The following is a 25,767-nucleotide window of genomic DNA, read 5'->3' on the forward strand; positions in this document are numbered from 1 at the left end:
AAAAACACAATCTCAAGTATACTTACTTCTGGAGTACTCATAGTAGATCTTAGTAATCTCCTGCAATAGATCTGTATGCTCAAAATCCTTATGGTAAACCATATTGATCTCCCGCGTCATGCTCAGGTTCTCGATGGGCAGTCCGGTCATCTTTCCTTTCCGCAGTTCCGAGGCAAATGCGCTCTTTGCCAGAATCGACACTCCGAAGTCTCTTCGCACCAAATCCTTGATCGTGGCCACGTTATCCACCTCCAGAGTCACATTTAACTCATCGATAGAGACGTTATTGCTCTCCAGGTGGGAGATAAATAAGTTTCTGGTGGCAGAATCCGGCAGGCGGAGAATCAGGCGCTGTTTTTTCAGCTCTTCCAGTGTCACAATGCTTTTCTTTGAGAGGGGATTGTGGTTGGATACTGCCAGGATCAGGGAATCCGTGTCCAGCATGACGGAATTAAAGTTATTATCCACGATCTTTCCCTCGACAATTGCCAGGTCCAGCTCGTAAGTTTTCAACTTATTATAAAGATTATTTATGGTGTCAGAAATAATAGTTATGCGGCAGCCTGCGTTCAGGCTGCTGTAACGTGCCAGAACCTCCACCATGATATTGCTCTCTGAGGTGTGGGTGATTCCGACGGACAGCCTGGTGATGTGACGCTTCTGATCACCCAGACTCTGCTCCAGATTCTGGTAGAGCGTCTGGATTCTTTTGGCGTACTTTATCGCAATTTCCCCTTCCTGCGTCAGTTTCAGGGGGCCCTCCCCCCGAATGAAGAGCGTTGCACCCAGATCCTGTTCCAACTGCCGGATATGCTGGCTGACCGCCGGCTGCGTCAGGGAAAGCAGTTCGGCCGCCTTTGTAAAACTGCGTGTCTCATTGACCTTTATCAGGGTTTCCAGTTTGGAATCCATCATGAACATCACACCCCTATCATAAAAATTTATAGATACAATAGATACCATAATTTGCTATTATACATATGACTGCTATAATTGTACCATAGAAAGGAGAAAAATCATATAGTATCAACAATAATGGGGAAAAAGGGGATGTTTTTATGGAACTTTTATACAGTCAGATGGATGAATCTACAGCGGTACTCTGTTCGCTGTCTATCATACTGTTCGCGGGGTTTATTGTCACCAGAATTACGAAACGGCTGAAGCTGCCGAACGTCAGCGGCTATATCATAGCCGGAGTTTTGATCGGTCCGTGCTGCTTAAAGATGGTGCCGTCGGATATTCTGGGACATATGGGATTTATGAGTGATATCGCGCTGGCGTTTATCGCCTTCGGCGTTGGGAAATTTTTTAAGAAGGAAGTTATTAAGGAAGCAGGGATCAAGGTGATTATCATCACGATCTTCGAGGCGCTGGCGGCCGGTGTTCTCGTGACGATCAGCATGAGAATGATATTCGGAATGTCATGGAACTTCGCGCTGATTCTGGGGGCCATTGCCACGGCTACCGCTCCGGCCAGTACGATGATGACCATTCATCAGTACCATGCGAGAGGCGATTTTGTCAATGTCCTTCTGCAGGTGGTGGCTCTGGATGATGTGGTATGCCTTCTGACATTCAGTGCCGTAGTGGCGGTGGTCAATGCGAGAACCAGCGGCCATATCTCATTTACGGATGTGATGGTTCCCATCTTCTGGAATCTCATGGCACTGGTTCTCGGATTTTTATGCGGAGTTGTGCTGTCGAAGCTGCTGACACCGGCCAGGAGCAAGGATAACCGCCTGATTCTGGCGGTGGCGATGCTGCTGGGGATCTCGGGCATCTGCGCATTTTTCCAGCTTTCTCCCCTTCTGTCCTGCATGGTATTCGGTGCGACATATATGAACGTGACCAATGATAAGAAGCTGTTTAAGCAGGTGAACCATTTTACGCCGCCGGTCATGTCCATGTTCTTTATCATTTCCGGTATGAATTTAAATGTGACGGCGCTCCGGACGGCAGGAATCATAGGAGTCAGCTATTTCTTTATCCGTATCGTTGGAAAATACGCGGGTGCTTACATCGGATGCTCCATGACAGGAATGCCTGTAACCATGAAACGCTATATCGGCCTGGCGCTGATTCCACAGGCCGGCGTTGCCATCGGTCTTGCGTTCCTTGGACAGAGAATGCTTCCGGCAGAGATCGGAAGTCTGCTCCTGACCATCATCCTGTCATCCTCCGTGCTCTATGAGCTAATTGGCCCGGCGTGTGCGAAGATGTCGTTCTTCCTTTCGGGAACGATCAAGCGGGAAGTGATCCAGTCTGTGGAAGATTATCAGCCGGCCCACGCAGTGAAATAAAGAATAGAAAGTGTTGATGGCTGAAAAAGGAAGCTCGTGTATAACACATGAGTAAGTTCACGCGTTTGATATGATCGGGATGTAGTAAAATGGGCTGTTATCTGCTATGATATAAATCATTATAGAAGAAATGGGATTGCAGGTGAAAGAAAATCAGAACAGGGAGGCGGATTTATGATGGATTACAGCTCCGGAAACAAACGTGCGTGGGAATATAACGCTTACGAGTTTTGGCTTAAGGAAGAGGGGCATCCTTGTAAGAAGGCAGATAAAATCAGAGAGAATCCGGCCGCGATGCTGAAAAAGTATTCTGCGTATTTTGATACGTATGAAGGCAGAAAGATTGCCAATATCTGCGGTTCCTGCGGAACGATGATTTGCAGCGATTTCCACCCATTTACCAAGATTGCGGATATCCTGAATCTGGAACAGCCATCCATGAGCTACTTCTCGACTGCTGTTTTTGAGGGAGAGATGGCTCACGCACGTTTTTACGAAGACAGTGTCAGACAGAAGATGCCGCGATGCAGCTACAGGAAATACACTGTCAGCGAGATTATCAACGCCGTCATAAACAACAAGTTTATCCTGAAGAGATTTGATGAACATCCGGCCTGGGACAATCCTGATGTACCCGGAGAATTTACGATTACAGCAGACAGAGGTGTAAGATGAAAAGAGTAAAAATAACAGTTCTTCGAAAAGAATTTTATCCGGATTTTGCCGATGAATACTTAACGGAAGGCAGGGAGGCAGGGCCCTGTGCCCTGCTGAACGTGGGAGACAGCTTTGTCTTTGAGGGAGGCGCGCAGATGCCCGAGGGATTCTGTCCCTGGGCGTGGATTGACATTTACCACAGTGTCACAAGCTTAGCAGCAGGCGGGACGTATAAACCGTGGAACCGGAAAGACGGACAGACCATCGTCTGCTGTACGGATGGAATACGTCCCGTAGTGTTTCGCGTGGAAACCTTTGGCGAGAATGATGAGACAATAGAGTAAGAGGAAGGGGAGTGCCGTCTACATCGTCTTTGGACAAACGTACCGCGGCATTCCTTTACTGTGTTTCCCATATTCTATGGCCTCGGCAGGACAGCGGCAGATACAGGCCATACAGTGTGTACAGTTCTTACCCCATACCGGTTTTCCTGCTTCGAGCCGGATGTTGTTCAGCGGGCAGACTTTTATGCATTTTCCGCAGGATATACATGTGTCGGCAGCGGAAAACTTCTTTGCATGAACAAACGCAGGATAAAAAATATCATTTATAATACCGCTGTTTATCTTATCCTGAGCGGTCAAGGCAGGCTGTGGAATGGGCTCGCCTCTCTTTATCGTAAGAGCGGTTTTGTCAATCACAGCTTCAGACCGCTGGATGATGTCCAGTGCTTCCTTCTGTGTCGGTGTGGAAAACATCGCAATGTAGTTTTCCGGCATCTTGATCTGGGCACATCCCAGATAGTGAAACTTCCGCGCAGCACAAAGCTTTTCTAAGTATCTGCCTGCATTCCCGATACTGCCGCCGCAGGTCATCACAAAATAAATGTCCCTGTTCCCGGTCAGCGCCGCGTTTTCCAGCCATTCCTGTACGATGCGCGGAATCCGCCATGCATAAGTAGGGACGACGACGCCCCACGGGCTGTCTGAGTGTATTTCTGAATAATCGTGGTTTCGGATTCTTTCAAACAAATTGAGGACCTCGTCCCGGAGCTCTCTGCCAATTCTCTTTGCAGTGTATTCGCTGTTTCCTGTCCCTGAAAAATATAAGATCATAGTAATCACCTTTCGCCTTGTTTTTTATAGCTGCGAACTGATATGACGTATGCTCGCATAAATGAGGTTGATCAAATCAGCAATCTCTTTCCATTGCGTTCCGTCTACACTTAAATAGTAGTAGTTCTTCGTCCCCTCTTTCCGCATTGCAACAATCCCGGATTCCTTTAATATTTGCAGATGGTGGGATACGGAGGGTCTTGTAAGATGTGCTTTCTCTGCAATTTCACCGACTCGGATTCCGGACAGATCGCTTTCCAACAGCACCAGCAGGATCAGCTGTCTTGTTTCATCGCCAATGGCGGTAAATGCGTTTCTGCATTTCTGAAAGCCATGAACGATTTCTAACAGGTTCTCATCACATTCTTTTGCCATTACCGGCCTCCTTATCGATAGCTGACGTCTAATTTTTCACGCGGTGCAGAACGGAGAAATTTAACGGCCGGGTAACCCATTACCAGGGTCATGGCGGCTCGTTTTCCTTTTGGTATGTTCAGCGCCTTTTTTATTTTGTGCGAAGCATTAACCGCCGTTGTGAAAAATCCGCTGAATAGTACGCCGAGACCATTAGCCTCCGCGACAAATTCCATATTCTGTGCTGCGAGAATACCGTTTGTTTTTTCTTTTGCCAAAATAACAATGACAACAGGCGCGTTGAAAAAGAAGAAGTTATCATCAATCTTATTATTTCTTGCCATGGAACTGAACAAATCTGCTAATGGCTTTAACTTCCGAAAGAGGCTGACCGCCATTTGCTCGATACGATTTTTTTCACGATCTAGCACGATAAAGGATACATCCTGCATATTCTTCGCTGTATGCGTAAGTCTGCCCGCTTCCAAAATCTGGCTGATTACTTCACTGGGAATTTCTTTCTGCTTAAATTGCCGGATGGTCCGGCGGAAACGGATTACATTTAACACATCGTCCGGATTCAGACGGTTCTCTTCCTTTTTTACGATCTGTTCCACAGAATAATTGGTGATGGAAATGGCTTCCTTTGGACAGACTGCGCTGCATTGTCCGCACATGAGGCAGTGATCGGATAATGTTTTTGCTTTTTTATAATTGATGATAATATTATGTGCAGCGCATACTTTCGCGCAAACACCGCAGCCAATACATTTTGTTGAATCAATCGATACCTGATGTCCTTCCATATTTCAGACTCCTTTCGTTAAAGTTCATGAACCATTATAACGAACAGGAGCATGCAATACAACATCGGTAAAGAAATTCATTACCGATGATCGTTACGGAGGGGGCAACCGTTACATTGCGGCTCAGTTCGTACAGCCGCTCTCCTTCGCAGTCCGGGCATTCGATTACGTCGAAGTATGGGTCCAGAATTCCGGCATCTCCATTCTTTTCGGACAGACGCCGGAGAAGAATAGGGAAGACTCCTTCAAACTTTCCGGCCGCTGTCGTCCTGGGCGGTTTGAGATCAGGATAGGCCTGTTTGATCAGGGGACTTTCAACTCCTTCATATAAAAGCGCCTTTTGGAGCTCATGCATCTGATTGACCGGAATATTGGAGCCATCGGGAAGTCCATAATATTGAAACGCGCGGTAGAGGATGGAGGTCTGGTAGACTCCATACTGCTTTTCCCAGCAGCGTACCGCCCCCTGCTCCAGAGACAGCGATTCGTCGACGGCTGAGATGGTCTCCCCGCAGAAGGGACACGTCCGGATTCCCAGCTTTTCGTAGATCATGCGCAGATCGGTGTAGACATCCGTCACAGTTCCGGCGGTGGAGCGCGGATTTTTATTACTGTCTGTCTGGGAAATTACAATCGCAGGCGACACGCCCTGTATGCGTTCCACCTTCGGCTTCTGAATGCCCTGTAATGACATGGCTTCCAGGTACTGTCTCTGACATTCCTGAAACAGGACGTCGATGAGCAGTGTGGACTTGCCGGAGCCGGAGACACCGGTGAATACGACAAGCTTGTTTTTCGGTATTTCCAGGGAAATGTGTTTGAGGCTGCCCTCATACGCACCGGTTATTTTAATGACTGACATGGATACCGCCTTTCTGCCCTGTTCCATCCGTGAGACAGCTTTGCCGATGATGGATGAAGGCTCCTTTCAATTTATCAGTGTGTGTTGATTCGATGATGTTATTCAGAAATTGGATATCATAATTATAGCAAGCGGAGAGTGAGGGGGCAAGAGAACGCGGCTGTTACGATGGAAAATTATAAATAGAAAATTGAAAATAATTACGAAAACCCCTTGACAGTTCATACTGTAACTAATATAATTACAGTATGAACTGTATCTGAGAAAATAACAGTAGTTACAGCAGAGGGAAAGGAGCAGCAACGATGGATATCATGACAATTAATAAAGATAATTTTGACAAAGAGGTACTTCAGGCAGAAAAACCGGTGGTTCTGGATTTCTGGGCGCCGTGGTGCGGTTACTGCCGCAGACTGGGACCGGTGGTGGACCGTCTGGCGGCACAGTATGAAGGAAAGCTTCTGGTGGGCAAGGTTGATATCGATGAGAGTCCGGAACTGGAGGAGAAGCACGAGATCGAGACGATCCCGACACTGATCGTATATCAGGGCGGTAAGGCGAGCGAGCCTCTCATCAACCCGGGTTCCATGACAGAGATTGAGGACTGGCTGAAAGAGAACGGCGCGGTTTAAAACGAAACAATAACTGTTCGCAAGAGGAGAATACGATATGAACGATAAAATATATGACGTTGTCATCATTGGCGGAGGTCCTGGCGGCTATAGTGCGGCACTTTACTGCGCAAGAAGCGGCATGTCGGTCCTGGTGCTGGAAAAGCTGTCGCCGGGCGGTCAGATGGCGACTACCGGTCAGGTAGATAATTATCCCGGATTTGAAGACGGAATCGACGGCTTCGAGCTGGGAGATAAGATGAAAAAGGGCGCCGACCGTTTCGGTGCGGAGACTTCTTTTGACGAGGTGATCCGTGTGGATCTTCAGGCCGAGCCGAAGAAGATCACGACTACAGGCGGTGAGCTTCTCACAAAGACGGTGGTGATCGCCACCGGCGCTTCACCGAGAGAACTGGGACTGCCGGAAGAGAAGAAGCTGCGCGGCCGAGGAGTGGCATACTGCGCGGTATGCGACGGAATGCGGTATAAGGACAAGACTGTCGTGGTATCCGGCGGCGGCAACAGCGCGGCGGAGGATGCGTTATTCCTGGCAAAGATCTGTAAGAAAGTATATCTCGTTCACCGGAGAGACGCACTGCGTGCCTCCATGGTATACCAGAATGCGCTGAAGGACAGCCCGGTCGAGTTTTTGTGGAATAGTCGTATTGAAGAGATTTTCCACGAGAAGAAGGTGACGGGAGTCCGCCTGGCCGATGTGAAGACGGGGGAAGAGAGGGAGATCGCCTGCGACGGCCTCTTCGTAGCGATTGGACGAGTGCCTGACACAGCAGTTTTTGAAGGACAGGTGGAGAGAAATGAACAGGGATATATCATCGCGGACGAGACGACCAGGACGAACGTACCGGGGGTATTTGCGGTCGGCGATGTGAGAACAAAACCGCTGCGCCAGATCGTTACAGCCGCTTCAGATGGAGCTGTGGCCTCTAAGTTTATTGAAGAATTTATTCAGAAATAATAAAAAATGTGGGCAGTAAAGCCTCCTTAAAAGGCAAAACTAATATCTTTATTGCTGAGTTGGATGTTGTGGGAATTACAAGACATGAAACAGTGGTTCCCATTTTGAGAGTGTCGGCTCTTGCATTCCTTTATTTGCTGGGCAAGGCAGAGGCGGAGGGACTAAGCGGAAAATCGTAATATATTTCTGCATAGTAAACTGTTTCTGGTGTAGAGAAAGCTTAATATGTAGTGGATTTTGGTCAGAAGACAGAATGAAGGGACTGTGACCAAAGTCACATAAAAAAGAACGCTTACAGGTATGTAACCTAGAGGCGTTCTTTTTGTGGTAAAATTAAGCTGCTATGAATAACATTACTGAGAAACATTATAGCCTAAAACAGGGAAGATTGCCAAGCAGATTAATATCCTGTTTTTTGCTGCATATCAGTGAAACAGGGGACTGTGTTTTTGTGCGCTAAAGCAAAGAAGGCTTTGCACAAAACTGAGAGTGAAAGCGGGTAAACATAGTATTTCAGCGTAAAATATAGCATTTTAGCATGAAAATACCGCATGATAGAGCGGAATACTAGGCAATATGCAGACAGCATTGTAAAATAAGCTTATTCAAATCAGAGAGGAAGTGAACATGTGATGAAGAGCCTGTTTCAAGTAAATGGAGCTCCTTTTTTCTCTATAGGAGGGCAGACAAATAATTCAAGTACCTATCATGCAGAGGCAATGCGGCAGGCGTTTAAGGGAATTGAGGCAATGGGAATGAATACAATCGCCGCACCAGTGTACTGGGAACTCCTGGAGCCCAGAAAGAATGAATACTGTTTTGAACAGATAGACATGATTCTGGAGGAGGCAGAAGCCAGAAAGCTGAAAGTAATACTTTTATGGTTTGGGTCGTGGAAAAATGGGGCATCTCACTATATACCGCAATGGATGAAAAGAGAGAAAGAAACATACAGGGTCTGCAAAAATAAGAGTGGAATGGATACAGCGATTCTGTCTCCGCTGTGTAAGAAAAATATGGAAAAAGATGCGGAGGCATTTGAGAGATTTGTACGGCACGTGAGAGAGAAAAATGCAAATGGAACTGTCCTTGCTCTTCAAGTTGAAAATGAACCAGGACATTTGGGGACCCCCAGGGATTATTCCGAGACTGCAAATCAAGTCTTTGAATCTCTGATTCCTGAAGAGTTGTTTCAGTGGATCAGGACTTTGAGAGAGGGTTCAGTATATGACTGCGTGTCAGAACATAACTGTGAAGAATGGAAAAACTGGCAGATGACGTTTGGATTTCACGCTCCGGAGATATTTTCGGCCTATTACGTATGCAAATACATTGAGAGAATCGCGGAAAGAGGAAAAAGTATCTATGATATTCCGATGTATGTGAATGTATGGGTGAGAGAGACTTCAAACCGGATTGCCGGTATTGATTATCCGTCGGGAGGTGGAACTTCCCTTGTGCTCGATTTGTGGAAGGCATTTGCACCCCATATTGACTGTATTGCTCCAGATATTTATTTTGAGTCTTATGAAATCTACAATGAAATTTGTTCGATTTATAAGCGGGCCGATAATTTGTTGTATATTCCGGAATCGAAGGCGAATGGGAATAATGGCAGACATCTTTTGCGGATGATCGAAAAGCATGAGTTGTCATCGGTTCATTGTTTTGCTATAGACAGTATTTTTGACGGAAAGGGGATTATAAAAGAGGAATGTCTGGATTATAAGGATACGATATCTGTTCTGCTAGCCATGAAACCATTAATTGAAAAGTATCATGGAACAGGGCGAATCTATGCAGTCGCTCAGTATGAGGGAATGGATTCTCAATTTATTGATTTTGGTGACTATTATGGCAGAGTCTACTATTTAAATTGTATTAGCGATGAGGCTTATATTCATCTGGATCCCAGCCACAATGAAGAGGAATATATTTCACAGATTGCCAAAGGTCTCATCATTTATGAGGGAAATGGAAGTTTCTATCTTGCGGGAGGCGGATATAAACTGGTACTGATAAAAAAGACTTCTTTGGAAGAAATGTCGGACATTCTTGTTTCCTATAAGCAGATTGCAGCCAGAAATATCAGCTATATCAAGGTGGAAGAAGGCTATTTTGATGAAGAAAACAGATTTAAAGTTACGAAAAAAAGGAACGGAGATGAGTCTGATATGGGGTTGTGGGTGGAACCGGATATTGGAGTTTTGCATGCAGAACTGTGAGGAAAAGTATGAAAAAAAGAGATATCAGTAAATATATATTTTTATTACCTGGTATGGCTTTCTTTACGTTTGCCTTGCTGATCCCCTTTCTGATGGGGATTCATGTGGCTTTTACCGACTGGAATGGGATCGCGAAAGACTACCATTTCGTAGGATGTCAAAATTTTAAAACCATGCTTTTAGACCAGCGTTTGTATGGGCCGATACGTAATACATTGATTTTTGCATTATTGGGTACCATTGGAAATAATGTACTGTCACTGTCACTTGCACTTCTTATTCATACAGAAACAGGAAAATTCGGAAAGCTTGCCAGACTTATTTACTTTGTTCCGGTATGTTTTTCGGCTATATTGACAGCCTTTTTATGGAAATTTATGTTTGGCGAGGTTTTCTTAACGCTGTTTGGAATTAAAAATCTTTTGGGAAATAAGTATATGGCGATTCCTGCTATTGTCGTGATGGGATTATGGAATGGAGCAGGAGTCAATATGCTGATCTATTTATCTGGACTTAAGAATATTCCTCAGGATTATTATGAAGCAGCTATGATGGACGGAGCAAATGCGGTCCAAAAGTTTCGGGGAATCACATTACCTCTCCTTATGCCCTCCTTTACAGTCTGTATTACACTGACAGTGACGACATGGCTAAAAGAATTTGCTACCACCCTGGCGGCAACGGATGGAGGACCGGCAGGCGCCTCCAGGACTATTTCCATTTACATTTATCAGAATCTCTACAGTTACCATAAAGCAGGATATGGACAGGCGGTATCGCTGGCTTTTCTGATTCTGTTGGTTGCGATCGGTTTGGGAATTTCTGCTTTTTTTAGAAAAAGAGAGGTGGAACTGTGACGGAAAGTTTTAGAAGGGGAAAAAGGATGTCGACAGGGAATGTATTGGGGAGAATTCTAATGTCGTTGCTCGTTCTGTTCTTTTTGTTTCCTATCTATATGGCAGTGCTTACTGCGTTTAAAACAAAACCGGAAATTGCAGGTTCTGTGCTGGCAATGCCGAAAGCGCTTTATCTTGGTAATTTTGCAGAGGGAATTAAAAAAAGTGATTTTTTTCGTGCTATATACAATACATGTATCGTTACTTTTCCGTCGGTACTGCTGATCGTAATTTGTTCCTCAATGTGCGGTTATACGATAGCACGCAATGGAAAGAGAACGTGTCTGATTAGAAGTATCGACAAGCTGTTTCTGGCTTCCTTAATGATTCCCTTTCAGATCATTATGATTCCAGTATATAAGATATTCAAAACCTTAAATTTACAGAATAATCTGATTGGAATGATCCTTATGCTGACCGGAACGAGTATTGCATACTCCTCATTTTTATATGTGGGATTTGTAAAGTCTATTCCGTTGGATATCGAAGAAGCAGCTTTGATTGATGGCTGCAACAGGTATCAGACGTTTTTTAAAATCACATTTCCATTGCTGAAGCCGATATCGGCGACGGTTGCGGCGCTTCATGTTATGTGGCTGTGGAATGATTTTAATATTGCACTTATCTTACTGCAAAAGGATGGAGTGCGGACTCTGACAGTAAAACAATTTTATTTTTTTGGACAGTATACCGCAGATTATGGAGTTGCGTTTGCAGTAACTCTATTGTCAATGATACCGGTAGTCATATTTTTCCTGTTTATGCAGAAGTATATTGTTAAAGGTATTGCGGCAGGGGCGGTTAAGAACTGATACTTTAAAAATCAGAAAATAGCCAGTCAGATGGCAGAATGGAGGACGTTATGAGAAAGAAAATAATGTATGCAGCTTTGGGCGCAGTCATGGTTTGGACACTGGGGGGATGCCAGAAAGCACCTGAGGTAAAAGAAGAACAGAATAGTACGGCACAGCCGCAGACAGAAGCATTGACGGAACCGGAATCTGTGGAGACGACAGACGGAAAGAAAATAACCATTACATGGCTGAATCATATGCAAGAGGAAGGGAAGAAGGCATGGGTCGAATTTGTGGTTCAGAAGTTTGAAGAAGAAAATCCTAATATTAAGGTTAACGTTGAAACTGTTGGGGCTGACAGTTATGTGACTGTGCTGCAGACGAAAATTGCGTCAGATGATGCGCCGGCGGTGTTTGATCTATATACGAATGAAGATGTTGTTATGTATCAGGAATCAGGGTATTTATATGACCTGGTCGAAATTGAAAATGTAAAGAATGTAGATGAGCAGCTTTTGACCTCTGGACAGGTAGACGGGGGACAATTTGGGATTCCTATGGAAACAAGTGGTTACGGTGTATTTTATAATAAAGATATCTTTGAAAAATATGGTATGAGTGAACCCGGAACACTGTCAGAATTATATCAGATATGCGAAAACTTACAGGCAGAGGGCATCCAGCCATTTGCGGCTCCCATGGGAGAACAGTGGGCTTTAGCACTGTATGCAAGAACGGTAAATGATCTGATCTCCGTTCAGAAGGACAAGGAGTGGTATGTGAAAAAGGCCAGGTTGGATAGCAGTTTTAAGGGAGATGATGATTTTAAAAAGGCAATGGAGATTTATTTCAGTTTTAAGCCTTACTGGGGAGATGATCCTTTTGGAACCTCGTGGGATAATGCACAGGATATGATAGCAACAGGAAAATCGGCAATGCTGATCCACGGTTCATGGGCCGTTGACGGTATATTATCTAAGAATCCAGACTGTAATATTGGCGTTTTTCCAATGCCGGTAAGTGATAACACTGCAGATGCAAAAATGATTAAAGAACCAGGGACGATGCTGGTATGTTATAAAAGTGATGATCCCAATGTTTTAAAAGCCAGCGCAGAACTCTTTAATACTATTTTCTCTATGGAGTCTCAAAAAAAGTATGCAGAAGAAGCAAAACAAATTCCTGCAGTGGCAGGGGAATATAATATGTTGGAACCGCTGAAACTGATTATGGATTATCCAGAAGATCAATCCTTTGTGGAATCAGGAGTTCAGAAATTTACTAATGAGTATGAAGACATATTCTATGAAACAATATCGGCAGCATCCATGAATGATACCTTGAATGCAGACTCGCTTTGTGATGAACTCGACAAACAATTCTCTGTTCTGATAAAATAAACTGGTGATAACCAGAGGAAACAGCCTTCTTGACTGTTTCCTCTGGTATCTCTATAATAAGAATATGAAAAAAAAGACACTGTATTTGATAAATGGGATCACTCTTATACTGATATTACTTCTAATTATTTATATTACAAACAATTATATCCGGATTTTTGACCGATCTTTATTTGGAATGCAGCAGTTTATTATTTCTCATGAGATACTGATTACTCTGCTGAAAAAGACGATTATCAGTACAGTTTTGGTGGTAATGGGTCTGGCATGTATTTGGCTTTATCTGCTGTCTTATGAATCACATAAATTTTTAATATATGCTGTTACTTTCTTTATTAGTGCGGGGGTCTGTATAACGATATGGGATACAACGGTGATGTTCCTTGCAGGCAGGGAGGTCTCTCGGGTTTGGAACCGGGCAGGAGATATATGCCTTCTGCTTTTTTTGGCATTGTTTTACTGTCTGGGGATAAACAGGTATAAAGTAACCAGACCATTAAATCTCGTTCATATGATCTGGGGGATTACGATGTTGGCATCTGCAGCCATTCCGGTAATCAGACCGATAGAGGCTAATAAGATTATGCAGATGGTTAGTATAGGCTATTGCATAATGACTGTATATATTTGTGGATATTTTTACTATAGAAAGCAGAAAATAAGAAGCAACGATTTTTTAATGATAATATCTGCCTGTGTGACAGGGGGATTATCATCATTTGCAAAAATGAAGACATTATCTGCTGCCCACAGCTTTTATAGAAATGTGCTGCCTTTTCTGATTTTGGTGGTCATCATGTTTTTCTTCCTGGATTTTTACCAACGTCATAGGACAGGAATTTTATTTGGCAGAGAGAATAATCGAAAACTACATGATCTTACCAGACACAAGGAGAGGATCACGGAACTGATTATTGATTATTGCCAGCGTCCGATTAATCTTCTAAAATCCATTTCCATGAAGCTAGAGAAAAATTATAACAATTATGAACCTGAACAGGAATATCTGCTGAGTCAGATGGACGGTTACTTAAATGAGATCAACCGATATGTAAAAAATGTTGGGGAATACTCAGGTATCTATATGAGTACAATTGAACAATATAATGTGTCTGTCAGTATTTATGTATTGATTAAAAATGCGCTTAACAGCCTGGAGGCGGAAAACATCAGGTGGGACTACAGAGAACGGAATCTGGAAAAAAACTTGGAGGGAAAGCTGATAACAGGAGATCCATTTCAATTGATCGACGCAAACCGAAAGATACTGGAATTCCTCTGTCATTATCGTAAAAATAATCGTCTGGATATCGAAACGGTAATCGGTGACGATTCTGTTGAGATTCTGTTTGGAATTACAATTGATCAGATCAAACGTCGTGAACTGCACAGAATTTCCAGGATATTTTCGAAAAAAACTTTTGTATCTTCTCTGGTGGAGCAGGAACTGGTTCCAATATCTATAGCAAAACAGTCGATTGAGCAGAATCACGGAAAAATTTGTTTCGAACAGTCAGGTGATCAGTTATCCATATCCTACAGGCTTATGCTGGCAGAAGAAAAAAAGAAACCGGAGGCAGAGCCGGAAATTGAAAAAGCATTTTCTGATGCGGCATATCACGTTGTTTTGATTAGTGCACTGCCTCAGCAGATAGAGTTGATCGAAGAATACCTGATATATGAAAATTATGATGTAAAAACCTTTTCATCTGCATCTGAGGCTTTGAGATATATTGAGGGAACCAGAGATATTAATATAGTCATTGCGGGTGATATGTTTGGCGAAATGGATGCTTTATCTGTTTGCATGGAGATTCGGAAAGAGTATGCTTTAGAGCAGCTTCCGATATTAATGATTTCACATGAAAAGCAGCGTGTTCTGAAAATGGAACCATTTTTATATGTAAACGATATCATTTATGAACCGTTTGAATATATAACTCTTATGCAGAAACTGCATTCACTGATTATACTTCAGGAATCTGCGAAAGAATCCATGCTATCCAGGCTTGATTTCCTTCAAGCGCAGATGGATCCACATTTCATATTTAACACGATCAGTACGATTATGCCGCTTTGTATGGAGGAACCGGAGGAAGCATACCGTCTGCTCGGCTATTTCAGCGAATATTTAAGAGGCAGCCTGTATCATAAAGGACTCAATACAACTATATTGTTGGAGCAGGAACTGGAGCTGATTCATGCCTATTTAAATATACAGGAAGTCCGGTTTAGCCATATGATTCGCTATATACTGGTAAATGAGGTGGATGAGACAGTAAAGATTTTACCATTAATTGTGGAACCTATTGTGGAGAATAGTGTGAAGCACGGAAGAATTACAGGTAAAGAGCTGCTGATTCGTATGGAAATACGAAGGGAAGGAAATGGAATCCGTTTTATAATTGAAGATAATGGAAAAGGCATGAGTGAGGAAAAGGTTCAAGCGGTTTTACAGGATAACAGTGAGGAAATATCGAATGGCTCATATTCAATTGGTCTGATGAATTTGAGAAAAAGACTTCAGATTTATTACCAGTCAGTTCTTAGAATTGAAAGCAGTGAGGGAGAAGGCACGAAAATCAGTTTTACCATACCCAGTGATAGTGTCAGATAATGGGGGGGGAGGAACACATGAAGGCGTTGTTGTTGGATGATGAAATTCTAGTTTTGAATAATTTGAAGTTTTTACTGAAAAATTTTCCGCAGATAGAGATTATATATGAGTCTACAAGTGCTGCAGAAGTAGTCAGCTGGATCAAAGAGAATGAGGCGGATGTGCTGTTTATTGATATATCCATGCCTGACATTAACGGAATTGATTTGGCAGAGTATGCATCTGGTATCCGCCCTAAGTTGAAGATTGTTTTTATAACAGCATATGATAATTATGCGCTGGAAGCATTTCGGGCAAATACTGTAGATTACTTGCTGAAACCAATTACGCTGCCAAAACTGACCAAGACTATAAAAAAATTGGAAAACTATATGGGCGATTATGGAAGCGATATTATCAGAAAATCAGAAAGCCAAAAGCTTACTCCTAAAATTCAGGGATATGTGGAAGATAAGTGCTATATTATCAGCAGCCGGGAAGGAATTTTTATTAAGGCAGAGCCGAGACGAATTGTACTGGTTTCTGCAAAAGGAGAATATTTACTTAAGAATCCAATGACGTACTGGGAGGAACTTTTGAAGAGACATCACTGGTTCAGATGCCATAGAGGTTATTTAATTAATCTGGATAAGGTTGTTTCCACATACCCATTGTTTAATCAAACATATGGGGTGCAGATGCAGGGATCGAAAGAAGAGGTAATCGTCAGCCGGTCCTATATTCCGGAATTTAAAAGATTGTTTTCATTATAGTGGAGGGAGAAGAAACTACGGATGCTGTCTTTTAAATAACAAACGATTTATAATTTTGCATATTCTATGCTAAGATATCAGCTTTGATAAATACAAGAAGGTATAAGTGTTACAAGTCCTTGAAAAAACTGGTGTTCTTTTAGAGAACGGAGACGGTGGGATTCGAACCCACGTGCCGGTTACCCGACAACCGCATTTCGAGTGCGGCTCGTTACAACCACTTCGATACGTCTCCAGAGCATTCAGATCGTCCGGCCATATGTGCCCGCCGAAACCCGAACTTCTACATTATACACGATAAATCATTTTTTGTGTAGTCCTTTCTCGTAAAAAAATGAAAGAATTTCTCATTTTTTTATGTATGGAAAGTCCAAAACCGGGAAAGATTAGAAAAGAACATAAAATATTACAACATTTCGTAAAAATATTTTATTTTATTCTGTCGAAATAAGGAGTAAAATAAGATCATCAAACAGAGAGGGAGGTGCTCCAAATGAAAAACATGTTTTATACATTTTCAACCGTAGAAGAAATGGTTGCGTTCGTAAACAAAGCGGAAGCCTGTGATTTCGATGTTGACATCTGTTACAATCATCTTGTAATCGATGGAAAATCACTGATGGGCGTTATGAACGTGGGCCTTGGAAAATCGGTGGAAATCGTATGCCACAGCACGGCATTTTCCCCGGAATCGTTAATCGGAAAAGTGGCGTAAGCCCAATTGCGGGAAAGAACCCGGATATTGCAGTAAAAACATGACTGGTGTGCAAATGACAAGCCCCGGTTTTATCTCCTGAATTCCTGAGAAGAGTCTCCTGGGAAAAGAAGATAAAACCGGGGTTTTTATTTGTCTTTTAACGCGCCGGTGCTGCCGACTTCATATCCGTCGGGGGTCTCCGCGTTCTTCAGCATGATCCCGTCTTCGCCGCAGTAATACCAGGTACCCTGCCATGGAATCCATCCGTTCTTCCGGTATCCGGAGTGATCGAAATAGTACCACTCCCCGCCGATGGATTCCCAGCCGTCCGTGGTCCACGTTCCGTCCGGGTGCTCAAACCACCATCCCGTGTCGTCGGAATTCCATTCTCCCACGGCTCGGCCGGGGGAGGAGACGGTACCGGGACCGTACGTGCTTTTCGTCCCGTTCTCCAGCACGGCTGCCTCGGAAGCGCTGATCTCCCAGGTCTCGGAAGTCATCCATTCACTTCGGTTTAATGAGTCGTCAACGAAACGGACGCTGAAGCTGTAGCTGCCTTTTCCCGCTATCTTATCGGATAAACGGCAGTAATTGGTGTAGGTGGTCACCATGGCGCCCACAGGCTGACCGTCATTTAACAGCTGAACCTGATAATAGCGGGCGTTGCTGTCGTCGTTCCAGAGTGCGGTGAAGGCCCCTTTATCCCAGGAAAGTCCGGTTAGAACGACCGCCGCTTCCGGGTCGGAGAGCGCATTTAAACGGACCGTCACATGCAGAACAGACTGGGATTCGAGAAATTTCGCCCGGTCGAATACGGCGCCGGCTCCGGTTAAACGGAACGCCTCTCCCTGTGCGGAAGAAAAATAATACCCGCTTTCCGCGCGGAGGGAAATCATGATTTCCGGCGATACTCCAGCTGTCCACGCCGAATCCGGCTGATTGACAATCTTCGTGTTGACGATCCGGCAGTGTGATGCGTAGTAGGGATCATTGACCGTGACGTATACTTCTCCGCCCGTTTTCCCCGCTGTTATGGAGGAGGAAAAACTGAGGGGAATCTTATCGATCTTTTCTTTCTCTTTGGCAAAGGCCGGAAGAGAGAGAAGGATGGAGAGGAGGCATGCGGCAAGGAGCAGCCCGGTCCATCGATGTGTGTATTGCTTCATAAATCTCACCACTTTCTTTTTCATATCCATATCATAATACTTTTTTTGAGGGAATATGTGGCCAAATTGTGAACAATTTCCTTGCTATCTGAAGATCACCGCGTTATAATCAAATACTGTCAATAGATAAATTAACACGTTTTTAACGAAAGGATTGGAATGTTAAAAGAGAGTAAAGAGGGGGAACGTAAGATGCGGTCGGAGAATACGGTTACCAATACGATTAACCGTTACCGGAGTTTTCGTTATGCACTGATACTGGAAGGGGTTGCCGTGGGCGCCATTTCAGGAGTTGTGGTGGTGGCATTCCGTTACCTGCTGGGATACGCGGAAATACTCCTGAATTCCGTTTTGAATTATGGAAGAACTCATACCTGGTTTGTGCCGGTGTGGTTTGTGGTGCTTGCTGTGGCGGCCATTATCGTGGCGATGCTTCTGAAATGGGATTCGCTCATATCGGGCAGCGGTATTCCTCAGGTGGAAGGCGAGATCATGGGCGAGATCGATGAATGCTGGTGGCGGGTCCTGCTGGCTAAGCTGGCAGGCGGCTTAATCGGTCTGGGATGCGGCCTGTCTCTCGGACGCGAGGGCCCCAGCATCCAGCTGGGCGCTATGGCGGCCAAGGGATTTTCCAGGATTACGAAGCGGGTGAAGACGGAGGAAAAGCTTCTTATGACATGTGGTGCGAGCGCCGGTTTATCTGCCGCGTTTAACGCGCCGATTGCGGGCGTGCTGTTCTCCTTAGAGGAGATACATAAACATTTTTCACCGGAGATCCTTCTGTCATCCATGGCGGCATCGATTACGTCAGACTTTGTTTCCAGAAATGTATTCGGCTTGAAACCGGTCTTTACTTTTCATATTACTCATATGATGCCGTTAGGTACATACGGCCATGTGCTTATTCTGGGAGCCATCATCGGGCTGATGGGCGTGGTCTATAACACCTGCCTGTCCAAATCCCAGGACATGTATCAGAAGGTTCCGGGACAGACGATGCGGCTGCTGATCCCATTTATGCTGGCCGGGGTGTTCGGATTCCTTTATCCGTCCGTTCTGGGCGGCGGTCATTCCCTGGTGGAGGTGCTCTCCTCCGGAGAAATGGTGATGGGCTCCCTGTGTCTGCTGTTTGTGCTGAAATTCGTATTTTCCATGGTGAGCTTCGGTTCCGGAGCGCCGGGAGGTATCTTCCTGCCCCTTCTCGTCATGGGAGCCGTGATCGGAGGCATCTACTTCAACGCGGTGGGAATGGTGAGCGGTTCTTTAGACGGGCTTTTAGGCAACTTCATCATCCTGGGTATGGCCGGTTACTTCTCCGCCATTGTCCGCGCGCCGATTACGGGAATTATCTTAATCAGTGAGATGACGGGGTCCTTCTCCCATCTGCTTACGCTGTCCATGGTGTCCCTGGCTGCGTATCTGGTGCCGGATATCATGCGGTGTGCGCCGGTTTACGACCAGCTGCTTCACCGTCTGCTGGCGAAGCAGAATCCGGATAAGAAGACGGTTCTGACCGGAGAAAAGGTGCTGGTGGAAGGCATGATCTTCCATGGAAGCGCGGCGGAGAGCATGAAGGTATCGGAGATTGCGTGGCCGAAGACGTGTCTCGTCGTCTCCCTGATGAGGGGCGAGGCGGAATTTGTGCCTAGAGGCGATACGAAGCTGCTTGCCGGCGATAAAATTGTCGTGCTCTGTGACGAGACTGCGGAGGGCCAGCTGCACCGGACGCTGCAGGAGTTCTGCGAGACGGTGAAAATGCAGTAAGTGAAATGAAATCCATTTGCAAAACATGCGGTGGATTCCGGAGTATTTAAGATTCCGGAATCCGCCGCTTTTTGTATGCCATCGGACGAACGGGCATACAGCAGCGCAAATTTTTGTAAATTTTTTTTGCAAATGTTCTATCTTTTCATTTCCCGTAAACTGGATTATTATAAGGCATGTAAGGAACAAACAAATTCTTCCAGGCCTGGAACAAAGGAATTTTTAATAACCGGCAGAAGCCGGCAGGAGGTTTGCAATGAGTAAATTAATTAATAAGAACTGCATCGTATTTGACATTGACGCGGCGGAAAAAAAGGACGTAATAAGCGTTCTGGTGAAGGAACTGGACGAAGCCGGAAAGATCACGAATCAGGAAGAGTTTTTCGAGGACGTGCTGGCGAGGGAAGCCATCGCACCGACCTACGTGGGCTTCGACATGGGGCTTCCGCACGGTAAGACGGATCACGTTCTGGAAGCGAGCGTGGCATTTGCGAGAACAGCAAGGCCGGTGGTCTGGAACGAAGAGACCGGGGAGACGGCGGATCTGATCATTCTCATCGCAGTGCCGCTTTCTGAGGCGGGAGATACACATATGAAGATCCTGGCGAATTTATCAAGACAGCTGATGCATGAGGAATTCAGAGAATCCTTGAGAAGCAGCACGAAGGATCAGGTATTTGACATCTTAACGGAAGTATTGGAGGGGTAAGAACATGAAAGAGCAAATCAAGATTTTAAAGAAGCACATTCTGACTGGTACGTCTCACATGATTCCGTTTATCGTAGCCGGCGGTATTCTGTTTTCCATCTCAGTTATGTTAAATCCGGCGGGAGCGGCAACTCCTACCGAGGGCTGGCTGGCAGGTCTTGCGCAGATCGGCCTCGGCGGCCTGACACTGTTCGTTCCGGTTCTGGGCGGCTATATCGCGTACTCGATCGCGGATAAACCCGGTCTGGCCCCTGGTATGATCGGAGCCTATCTTGCCAATTCCATGGGCGCCGGCTTCCTCGGCGGTATGGCGGCCGGTCTGATTGCCGGTGTTGTGGTAAAACAGTTGAAGAAGATTAAGCTTCCGATTTCTTTAAAGACACTGGGCTCCATTTTCATTTACCCGCTGCTTGGAACCTTTATCACAGGCGGTATCATCGTATGGGGGATCGGTACACCGATCGCATTTATCATGCAGTCCTTAACCTCCTGGCTTTCCGGTCTCGGCGATGTGGGCAGAGTTCCGTTAGCAACGATTCTCGGCGCCATGACCGCATTTGACATGGGCGGCCCGATCAATAAAGTGGCAACCTTATTTGCACAGACACAGGTTGATACGCTTCCATATCTGATGGGCGGTGTCGGTGTGGCGATCTGTACGCCTCCGATCGGCATGGGTATCGCAACCCTGCTGGCTCCGAAGAAGTACAATGCAGAAGAAAAAGAAGCAGGCAAGGCAGCTATACTGATGGGATGCGTGGGAATCACAGAAGGTGCGATTCCATTTGCAGCCAATGACCCGTTACGTGTTATTCCGTCCCTGATTGTGGGTGCAGTCGTCGGCAACATCATTCCTTTCTTAACCGGTGTGTTAAACCATGCGCCATGGGGCGGACTCATCGTACTTCCGGTTGTTGAGGGACGAATCTGGTATATCATTTCCGTATTAGCCGGTGGATTTGTAACTGCAATTATGGTAAACTTATTAAAGAAAAACAATACTGACGATTCCGCGGTCAAAGCAGCGGCAGAAGACGACGGACTCGATGAGATCACATTTGATGAATTATAATAGGAAAATTTCAAGGAGGATATTACAATGAAGGTAGTAGGAATTACATCTTGCCCATCAGGCGTGGCACATACATATATGGCAGCGGAAGCGTTAAAGCTTTCCGGACAGAAACTGGGAATTGACGTAATCATCGAGACACAGGGCGGAGCCGGTGTGGAGAATCAGTTAAAGCAGAAGGATATCGACGAGGCGGCCTGCGTGATTCTGGTCAATGACGTGGCTCTGGAAGGGCTGGACCGTTTTAAAGGAAAAAAAGTTCTGAAGATGGGAGTGTCCGATTTAATTAAGAAATCAGACGCCGTTATGAAAAAGATTCAGGATACATTTCAGTAATGCATACAGGGGAGCATGATTATATATAACGTGAGAGACAGGACAAAGAGGAGATGGGGAGTATCTCCTCAGGGCGTGTTCGAAAATTCATTTCTGTCAGATGTGACGCATATCTGGCAGAAATGAATTTTTAAACACGCCCTGGTTCTGTTATCTGTGTTTAGAGAGAAGAAGAGCGGCGGGGCCGCGCAGGGGAAAAGACTATGTTTAACGGAAGAATGCTGAATATCATCCGTCATTTGAAAACGCAGGGCGAATCCACCTATAAGGAGATGGCGAAGGAGCTGGGGGTGTCGGAGCGGAGCGTGCGCTACGATGTGGACCGGATCAACGACATTTTATCGCTGGAGCACCTGCCTGAAATCGAAAAACATTCTAAGGGAGTGCTGAAATATCCGGCAAATCTGGATTTAAAGGGATTAGAGGATGGCAACGAGGTCGTCTACACGAGCAGGGAGCGCATGTCCATCCTGCTGCTGATTCTGATGATACGAAATGAGGATTTAAAGATCAACCAGCTGAGCGAACAGTTTGGCGTCTCCAGATCTACTGTGAAAAATGATATGGCTGCACTGGATGAGGAGCTGAAGAAAGACGAGATGGGAATTGGCTATTCTGGTCATTTCTATCTGGCCGGACCAAAGCTTAAGAGAACCACTCTGATGAACCAGGAGTTCAGGAAGTATATCGATTATCTGATCAATCCATTTACTAACTATAATTCCTATGAGTTTTACTGTATCCATATCATACACAAGGCGTTTGAGGGCGTGTCGATCGCCAATGTGGTGATGGTGGTCGACGGGCTTTTGGAGGAACTGGGCTGTACGCTGACCAGCAGTTCCTATCTCTGGTATATGTCCAATATCGTGGTCCTGGTATGGTTCATTCTCCACGACAAGGAATATCCTCTCGACATCACGGTGATGCCGGAGTTTGACCCGGAAGTCTACGGCCAGTTTGCGAAAAAGCTGGAGGAAATCATCGGGAGGCCCGTGTCGGAGAATCACGTGTGCATGATGGCGAAGATGTATGACTTTACCAATAAAATGGCGGGAGGCAGTGCGGATGTAGACCCGGTTCACGCGCAGTCGGTGACATTTTCCCTGATCTCCGCCATGTCAAAGCGTCTCGATATGCCGTTTGATAAGGATAAGACGCTGGCGGAAGGGCTTTTAAACCATATGATTCCTTTGATTCAGCGCGTCAGAAACCACGTGGAAATGGGTGACAATATGATTTCCCTGTTGGGGCCGGAGGAGCGGAAGCTGTACGCGGTGATGACTTCCGTCTGCAGGGAGATCGATACGCTGGAAGATATTACAAATGAGGACGAGATTGTCTATTTGACGGTCTGTTTCATGGCCAGCATTAAACGGATGAAGAGCGCGCCCTATAAGAGAGTGCTCCTGGTCTGCGGCCATGGCTACGGCACCACTACCATGCTTAAGGAGTCTCTGCTCAGCGAGTACCAGATTCATATTATGGATACGATTCCCATCTATAAACTGTCTTCCTACCCAGACTGGGCCGGCATCGACTATGTACTTTCGACCATCAGGCTGAACAACAGCCTCCCGAGACCGTGCATTGTGGTAAATCCTATCCTGCGTCCGGAGGATAAAACGGCCATCGAGCAGCTGGATATTCCCAGGAAAACCATACTTTCCGGATACTATTCCATTGAGGAAAAGCTGGGCTTCCTCGACGCGGCCACCAGGGCGAGAGTGATGGAGGTCATCGAGCGGGAGCTTGGATACCAGACAGTAAAAGCGGTGCACAATCCCAAGAGCTTCAGCAGTTTCTTAAAGTTTGACTGTATCCGGCTGGTGACGGAGGAATACGAATGGAGGGCCGCGGTGCGGGCGAGTGCGGCATTGTTGGAAAAAAGAGGATTTATAGATAGCACTTATACAGATAATATGATAGAATTCATAGAAGAACAGGGATTTTACGCGGTATCGGACGATTCCTTCGCACTTTTGCATGGAAAAGGGGTGGAGGGGATCCATCAGACCGGCTTAAGCCTGCTGGTCAGCCAGCAGCCGGTTCACTTTGGGGACAAGAAGGCGAAGGTCATCCTGTGCCTGGCAAGCCGGGACTCGAAAGAGCATATTCCGGCGGTCGTGACGCTGATGCGTATGGTGAAGACCACGCCGCTTATCCATGATCTGGAGCAGTGCTCCAATGAGGAAGAGATTTATCAGACAATATTGAATTGTGAATTCGAAGTACTGTAGAGAAAGGTTACTGTTCACGGTTCGCGACCACTTCCGCCAACCGGGCAGACCGGACGGCGGAAGTGGTCAGCGGACCGTGAACAGTAACAGAGAAAGGCAGGAATCATGACGACCAGGATCAGACAAAACTACAAACATACCTTAAACGCCTGCTATATCGGTTATATTACCCAGGCCATTGTAAACAATTTCGCACCGCTGCTGTTTTTGACATTTCAGAGAAGCTTTGGGATATCTCTGGCAAAGATATCGTTCCTGGTTACTGTAAATTTTGGCGTTCAGCTGCTTGTGGATTTTCTGGCTGCCCATTTTGTGGACCGCATCGGGTACCGGGTCTGTATGGTGGGAGCCCATTTGCTGGCCGCGGCGGGGCTGATCGGAATGGCATTCCTGCCCAGGCTCATGTCGGACAGTTATCCCGGGCTGATGGCGTCGATTATCCTCTATGCCATCGGAGGCGGTCTGCTTGAGGTTTTGGTGAGCCCGATCGTGGAGGCGTGCCCGACGGAGAAGAAGGAAGCGGCCATGAGTCTGCTGCACTCCTTCTATTGTTGGGGACATATGGGGGTAGTGATTCTCTCGACTGCGTTCTTTTTCGTATTTGGCATCGACAAATGGCAGATGCTGGCTGTGATCTGGGCTGCCGTGCCGCTGGCAAATGCGCTGTATTTTATGGTTGTGCCGATTCGTACGCTGGCGGAAGAGGAGGAAGGCCTATCGATCCGGACGCTCTCCGGGAGAACGGTATTCTGGATTCTCATGGTGTTGATGATCTGTGCGGGGGCCAGTGAGCAGGCGGTGAGCCAGTGGGCGTCCGCGTTTGCCGAGTCGGCTCTGCACGTGTCGAAGAGTATCGGTGACCTGGCGGGACCGTGTGCGTTCGCTTTTTTCATGGGAACCTCCCGTGTGGTTTCTGCTAAATTCAGCGAGAAGCTTTCGCTGGAGAAGATCATGCTGGGAAGCGCGGGACTCTGTGCAGTGAGTTATCTGATGATTTCCCTGTCGCCGTGGCCTGTTTTAAGCCTGGCCGGCTGCGCCCTGTGCGGATTCGCGGTAGGAGCGCTCTGGCCCTCAACCTTCAGCCTTGCAATGAAGAAGATTCCGGGCGGCGGAACCGCCATGTTCGCGCTGTTTGCGCTGGCCGGCGATATTGGCTGCGCAGGCGGACCACTGCTGGTAGGCCGTATCTCCGGCATGTTCGGAGACGATCTGCGTACCGGCATTCTCGCGGCGCTGGTCTTCCCTGTACTGCTGATCCTGGGAGTTATTGCGTCTGGAAAGACGAGAGAAGGGACGAATAAGGAAAATGCGGTTTCAGAGATTGGCTGAGGGGTCAGATTGAAAAAGGAATGAGTATAAGAACTCTGATAGAGAGTGTAAACTATAACAGAGCCGGACTGCGTATGGAGGTATTA

24 protein-coding genes and 1 tRNA gene are annotated in these 25,767 nt (G+C 46.0%); 18 read left to right on the top strand and 7 right to left on the bottom strand.

Annotated elements, in window-relative coordinates; translation table 11 throughout:
* Positions 1–12: 12 nt before the first annotated feature.
* Positions 13–915, bottom strand: a complete 903-nt coding sequence (locus tag M1L66_RS08205; protein WP_025530148.1) for a LysR family transcriptional regulator — start codon at positions 913–915, stop codon at positions 13–15.
* Between the two features lie 143 nt (positions 916–1,058).
* On the opposite strand from M1L66_RS08205, the gene M1L66_RS08210 reads away from it, so the two are divergent.
* From M1L66_RS08210 to M1L66_RS08220, 3 genes are all read left to right on the top strand, one after another.
* Entirely contained in the window at positions 1,059–2,303 is a 1,245-nt protein-coding gene (locus tag M1L66_RS08210; RefSeq protein ID WP_434692133.1) for a cation:proton antiporter, read from the top strand.
* Between the two features lie 174 nt (positions 2,304–2,477).
* Entirely contained in the window at positions 2,478–2,978 is a 501-nt protein-coding gene (locus tag M1L66_RS08215; RefSeq protein ID WP_187022874.1) for a hypothetical protein, read from the top strand.
* On the top strand, positions 2,975–3,304 hold the full coding sequence (locus tag M1L66_RS08220) for a TIGR04076 family protein (protein ID WP_187022873.1): 330 nt from the start codon (positions 2,975–2,977) through the stop codon (positions 3,302–3,304). Before M1L66_RS08215 ends, M1L66_RS08220 begins: the two co-directional genes overlap by 4 nt.
* 18 nt (positions 3,305–3,322) lie before the next feature.
* Here the strand turns inward: M1L66_RS08220 and M1L66_RS08225 are convergent, their stop codons facing one another.
* From M1L66_RS08225 to M1L66_RS08240, 4 genes are read right to left on the bottom strand one after another with little or no spacing between them, the layout of a single operon-like run.
* Complete coding sequence (locus M1L66_RS08225; RefSeq protein WP_434692136.1) at positions 3,323–4,075, bottom strand: EFR1 family ferrodoxin; 753 nt, start codon at positions 4,073–4,075, stop codon at positions 3,323–3,325.
* Between the two features lie 24 nt (positions 4,076–4,099).
* The gene (locus M1L66_RS08230; RefSeq protein WP_187022871.1) at positions 4,100–4,450 is read right to left on the bottom strand and encodes an ArsR/SmtB family transcription factor; all 351 of its coding nucleotides are present in this window, start codon (positions 4,448–4,450) and stop codon (positions 4,100–4,102) included.
* Positions 4,451–4,461: 11 nt separating this feature from the next.
* The gene (locus M1L66_RS08235) at positions 4,462–5,235 is read right to left on the bottom strand and encodes a nitroreductase family protein (RefSeq protein ID WP_434692139.1); all 774 of its coding nucleotides are present in this window, start codon (positions 5,233–5,235) and stop codon (positions 4,462–4,464) included.
* Positions 5,236–5,269: 34 nt separating this feature from the next.
* Positions 5,270–6,097 carry a hypothetical protein gene (locus M1L66_RS08240; RefSeq protein WP_434692142.1) on the bottom strand — a complete coding sequence of 276 codons (828 nt, stop codon included), beginning with the start codon at positions 6,095–6,097 and terminating at the stop codon, positions 5,270–5,272.
* A gap of 305 nt (positions 6,098–6,402) precedes the next feature.
* On the opposite strand from M1L66_RS08240, the gene M1L66_RS08245 reads away from it, so the two are divergent.
* The 8 genes from M1L66_RS08245 to M1L66_RS08280 all read left to right on the top strand — a co-directional run bounded on the left by M1L66_RS08245 (position 6,403) and on the right by M1L66_RS08280 (position 16,368).
* The gene (locus M1L66_RS08245; protein ID WP_025530155.1) at positions 6,403–6,729 is read left to right on the top strand and encodes a thioredoxin family protein; all 327 of its coding nucleotides are present in this window, start codon (positions 6,403–6,405) and stop codon (positions 6,727–6,729) included.
* A gap of 37 nt (positions 6,730–6,766) precedes the next feature.
* A complete protein-coding gene (trxB, locus tag M1L66_RS08250) occupies positions 6,767–7,684 on the top strand; it encodes a thioredoxin-disulfide reductase (protein WP_434692145.1) in 918 nt (305 codons plus the stop codon).
* Positions 7,685–8,316: 632 nt separating this feature from the next.
* Positions 8,317–9,909, top strand: a complete 1,593-nt coding sequence (locus M1L66_RS08255) for a DUF5597 domain-containing protein (protein WP_434694223.1) — start codon at positions 8,317–8,319, stop codon at positions 9,907–9,909.
* Between the two features lie 8 nt (positions 9,910–9,917).
* Positions 9,918–10,766 carry a carbohydrate ABC transporter permease gene (locus M1L66_RS08260; protein ID WP_434692148.1) on the top strand — a complete coding sequence of 283 codons (849 nt, stop codon included), beginning with the start codon at positions 9,918–9,920 and terminating at the stop codon, positions 10,764–10,766.
* A 59-nt stretch (positions 10,767–10,825) separates the two neighbouring features.
* Positions 10,826–11,617: a carbohydrate ABC transporter permease gene (locus M1L66_RS08265; protein WP_434692151.1), complete on the top strand. Its 792-nt coding sequence runs from the start codon at positions 10,826–10,828 to the stop codon at positions 11,615–11,617.
* A gap of 50 nt (positions 11,618–11,667) precedes the next feature.
* Positions 11,668–12,999, top strand: a complete 1,332-nt coding sequence (locus tag M1L66_RS08270; protein WP_187022858.1) for an ABC transporter substrate-binding protein — start codon at positions 11,668–11,670, stop codon at positions 12,997–12,999.
* A gap of 958 nt (positions 13,000–13,957) precedes the next feature.
* Complete coding sequence (locus M1L66_RS08275) at positions 13,958–15,616, top strand: histidine kinase (protein ID WP_187022857.1); 1,659 nt, start codon at positions 13,958–13,960, stop codon at positions 15,614–15,616.
* A 17-nt stretch (positions 15,617–15,633) separates the two neighbouring features.
* On the top strand, positions 15,634–16,368 hold the full coding sequence (locus M1L66_RS08280; RefSeq protein ID WP_187022856.1) for a LytR/AlgR family response regulator transcription factor: 735 nt from the start codon (positions 15,634–15,636) through the stop codon (positions 16,366–16,368).
* Positions 16,369–16,515: 147 nt separating this feature from the next.
* Here M1L66_RS08280 and M1L66_RS08285 read toward each other — a convergent pair.
* Positions 16,516–16,603: transfer RNA gene (locus M1L66_RS08285), tRNA-Ser, on the bottom strand.
* 258 nt (positions 16,604–16,861) lie between these two features.
* Between M1L66_RS08285 and M1L66_RS08290 the strand changes: the two genes are divergently transcribed.
* Complete coding sequence (locus tag M1L66_RS08290; protein WP_187022855.1) at positions 16,862–17,083, top strand: HPr family phosphocarrier protein; 222 nt, start codon at positions 16,862–16,864, stop codon at positions 17,081–17,083.
* Between the two features lie 128 nt (positions 17,084–17,211).
* On the opposite strand, the gene M1L66_RS08295 is transcribed toward M1L66_RS08290, so the two are convergent.
* Entirely contained in the window at positions 17,212–18,231 is a 1,020-nt protein-coding gene (locus tag M1L66_RS08295; protein ID WP_434692156.1) for a lysozyme, read from the bottom strand.
* A gap of 192 nt (positions 18,232–18,423) precedes the next feature.
* Between M1L66_RS08295 and M1L66_RS08300 the strand changes: the two genes are divergently transcribed.
* The 6 genes from M1L66_RS08300 (at position 18,424) to M1L66_RS08325 (ending at position 25,681) form a co-directional block, all read left to right on the top strand.
* A complete protein-coding gene (locus M1L66_RS08300; RefSeq protein WP_434692159.1) occupies positions 18,424–19,995 on the top strand; it encodes a ClC family H(+)/Cl(-) exchange transporter in 1,572 nt (523 codons plus the stop codon).
* Between the two features lie 256 nt (positions 19,996–20,251).
* Positions 20,252–20,704, top strand: a complete 453-nt coding sequence (locus M1L66_RS08305) for a PTS sugar transporter subunit IIA (protein WP_187022852.1) — start codon at positions 20,252–20,254, stop codon at positions 20,702–20,704.
* A gap of 4 nt (positions 20,705–20,708) precedes the next feature.
* The gene (locus M1L66_RS08310; RefSeq protein WP_055656364.1) at positions 20,709–21,776 is read left to right on the top strand and encodes a PTS fructose transporter subunit EIIC; all 1,068 of its coding nucleotides are present in this window, start codon (positions 20,709–20,711) and stop codon (positions 21,774–21,776) included.
* Between the two features lie 27 nt (positions 21,777–21,803).
* The gene (locus M1L66_RS08315; RefSeq protein WP_002600942.1) at positions 21,804–22,112 is read left to right on the top strand and encodes a PTS fructose-like transporter subunit IIB; all 309 of its coding nucleotides are present in this window, start codon (positions 21,804–21,806) and stop codon (positions 22,110–22,112) included.
* Between the two features lie 203 nt (positions 22,113–22,315).
* Positions 22,316–24,352 carry a BglG family transcription antiterminator gene (locus M1L66_RS08320; RefSeq protein ID WP_187022851.1) on the top strand — a complete coding sequence of 679 codons (2,037 nt, stop codon included), beginning with the start codon at positions 22,316–22,318 and terminating at the stop codon, positions 24,350–24,352.
* A gap of 105 nt (positions 24,353–24,457) precedes the next feature.
* Entirely contained in the window at positions 24,458–25,681 is a 1,224-nt protein-coding gene (locus M1L66_RS08325; protein ID WP_434692163.1) for an MFS transporter, read from the top strand.
* Positions 25,682–25,767: the final 86 nt, after the last annotated feature.

The organism is Hungatella sp. SB206, from assembly GCF_051132295.1.
GTDB classification, from domain to species: domain Bacteria; phylum Bacillota; class Clostridia; order Lachnospirales; family Lachnospiraceae; genus Hungatella; species Hungatella effluvii.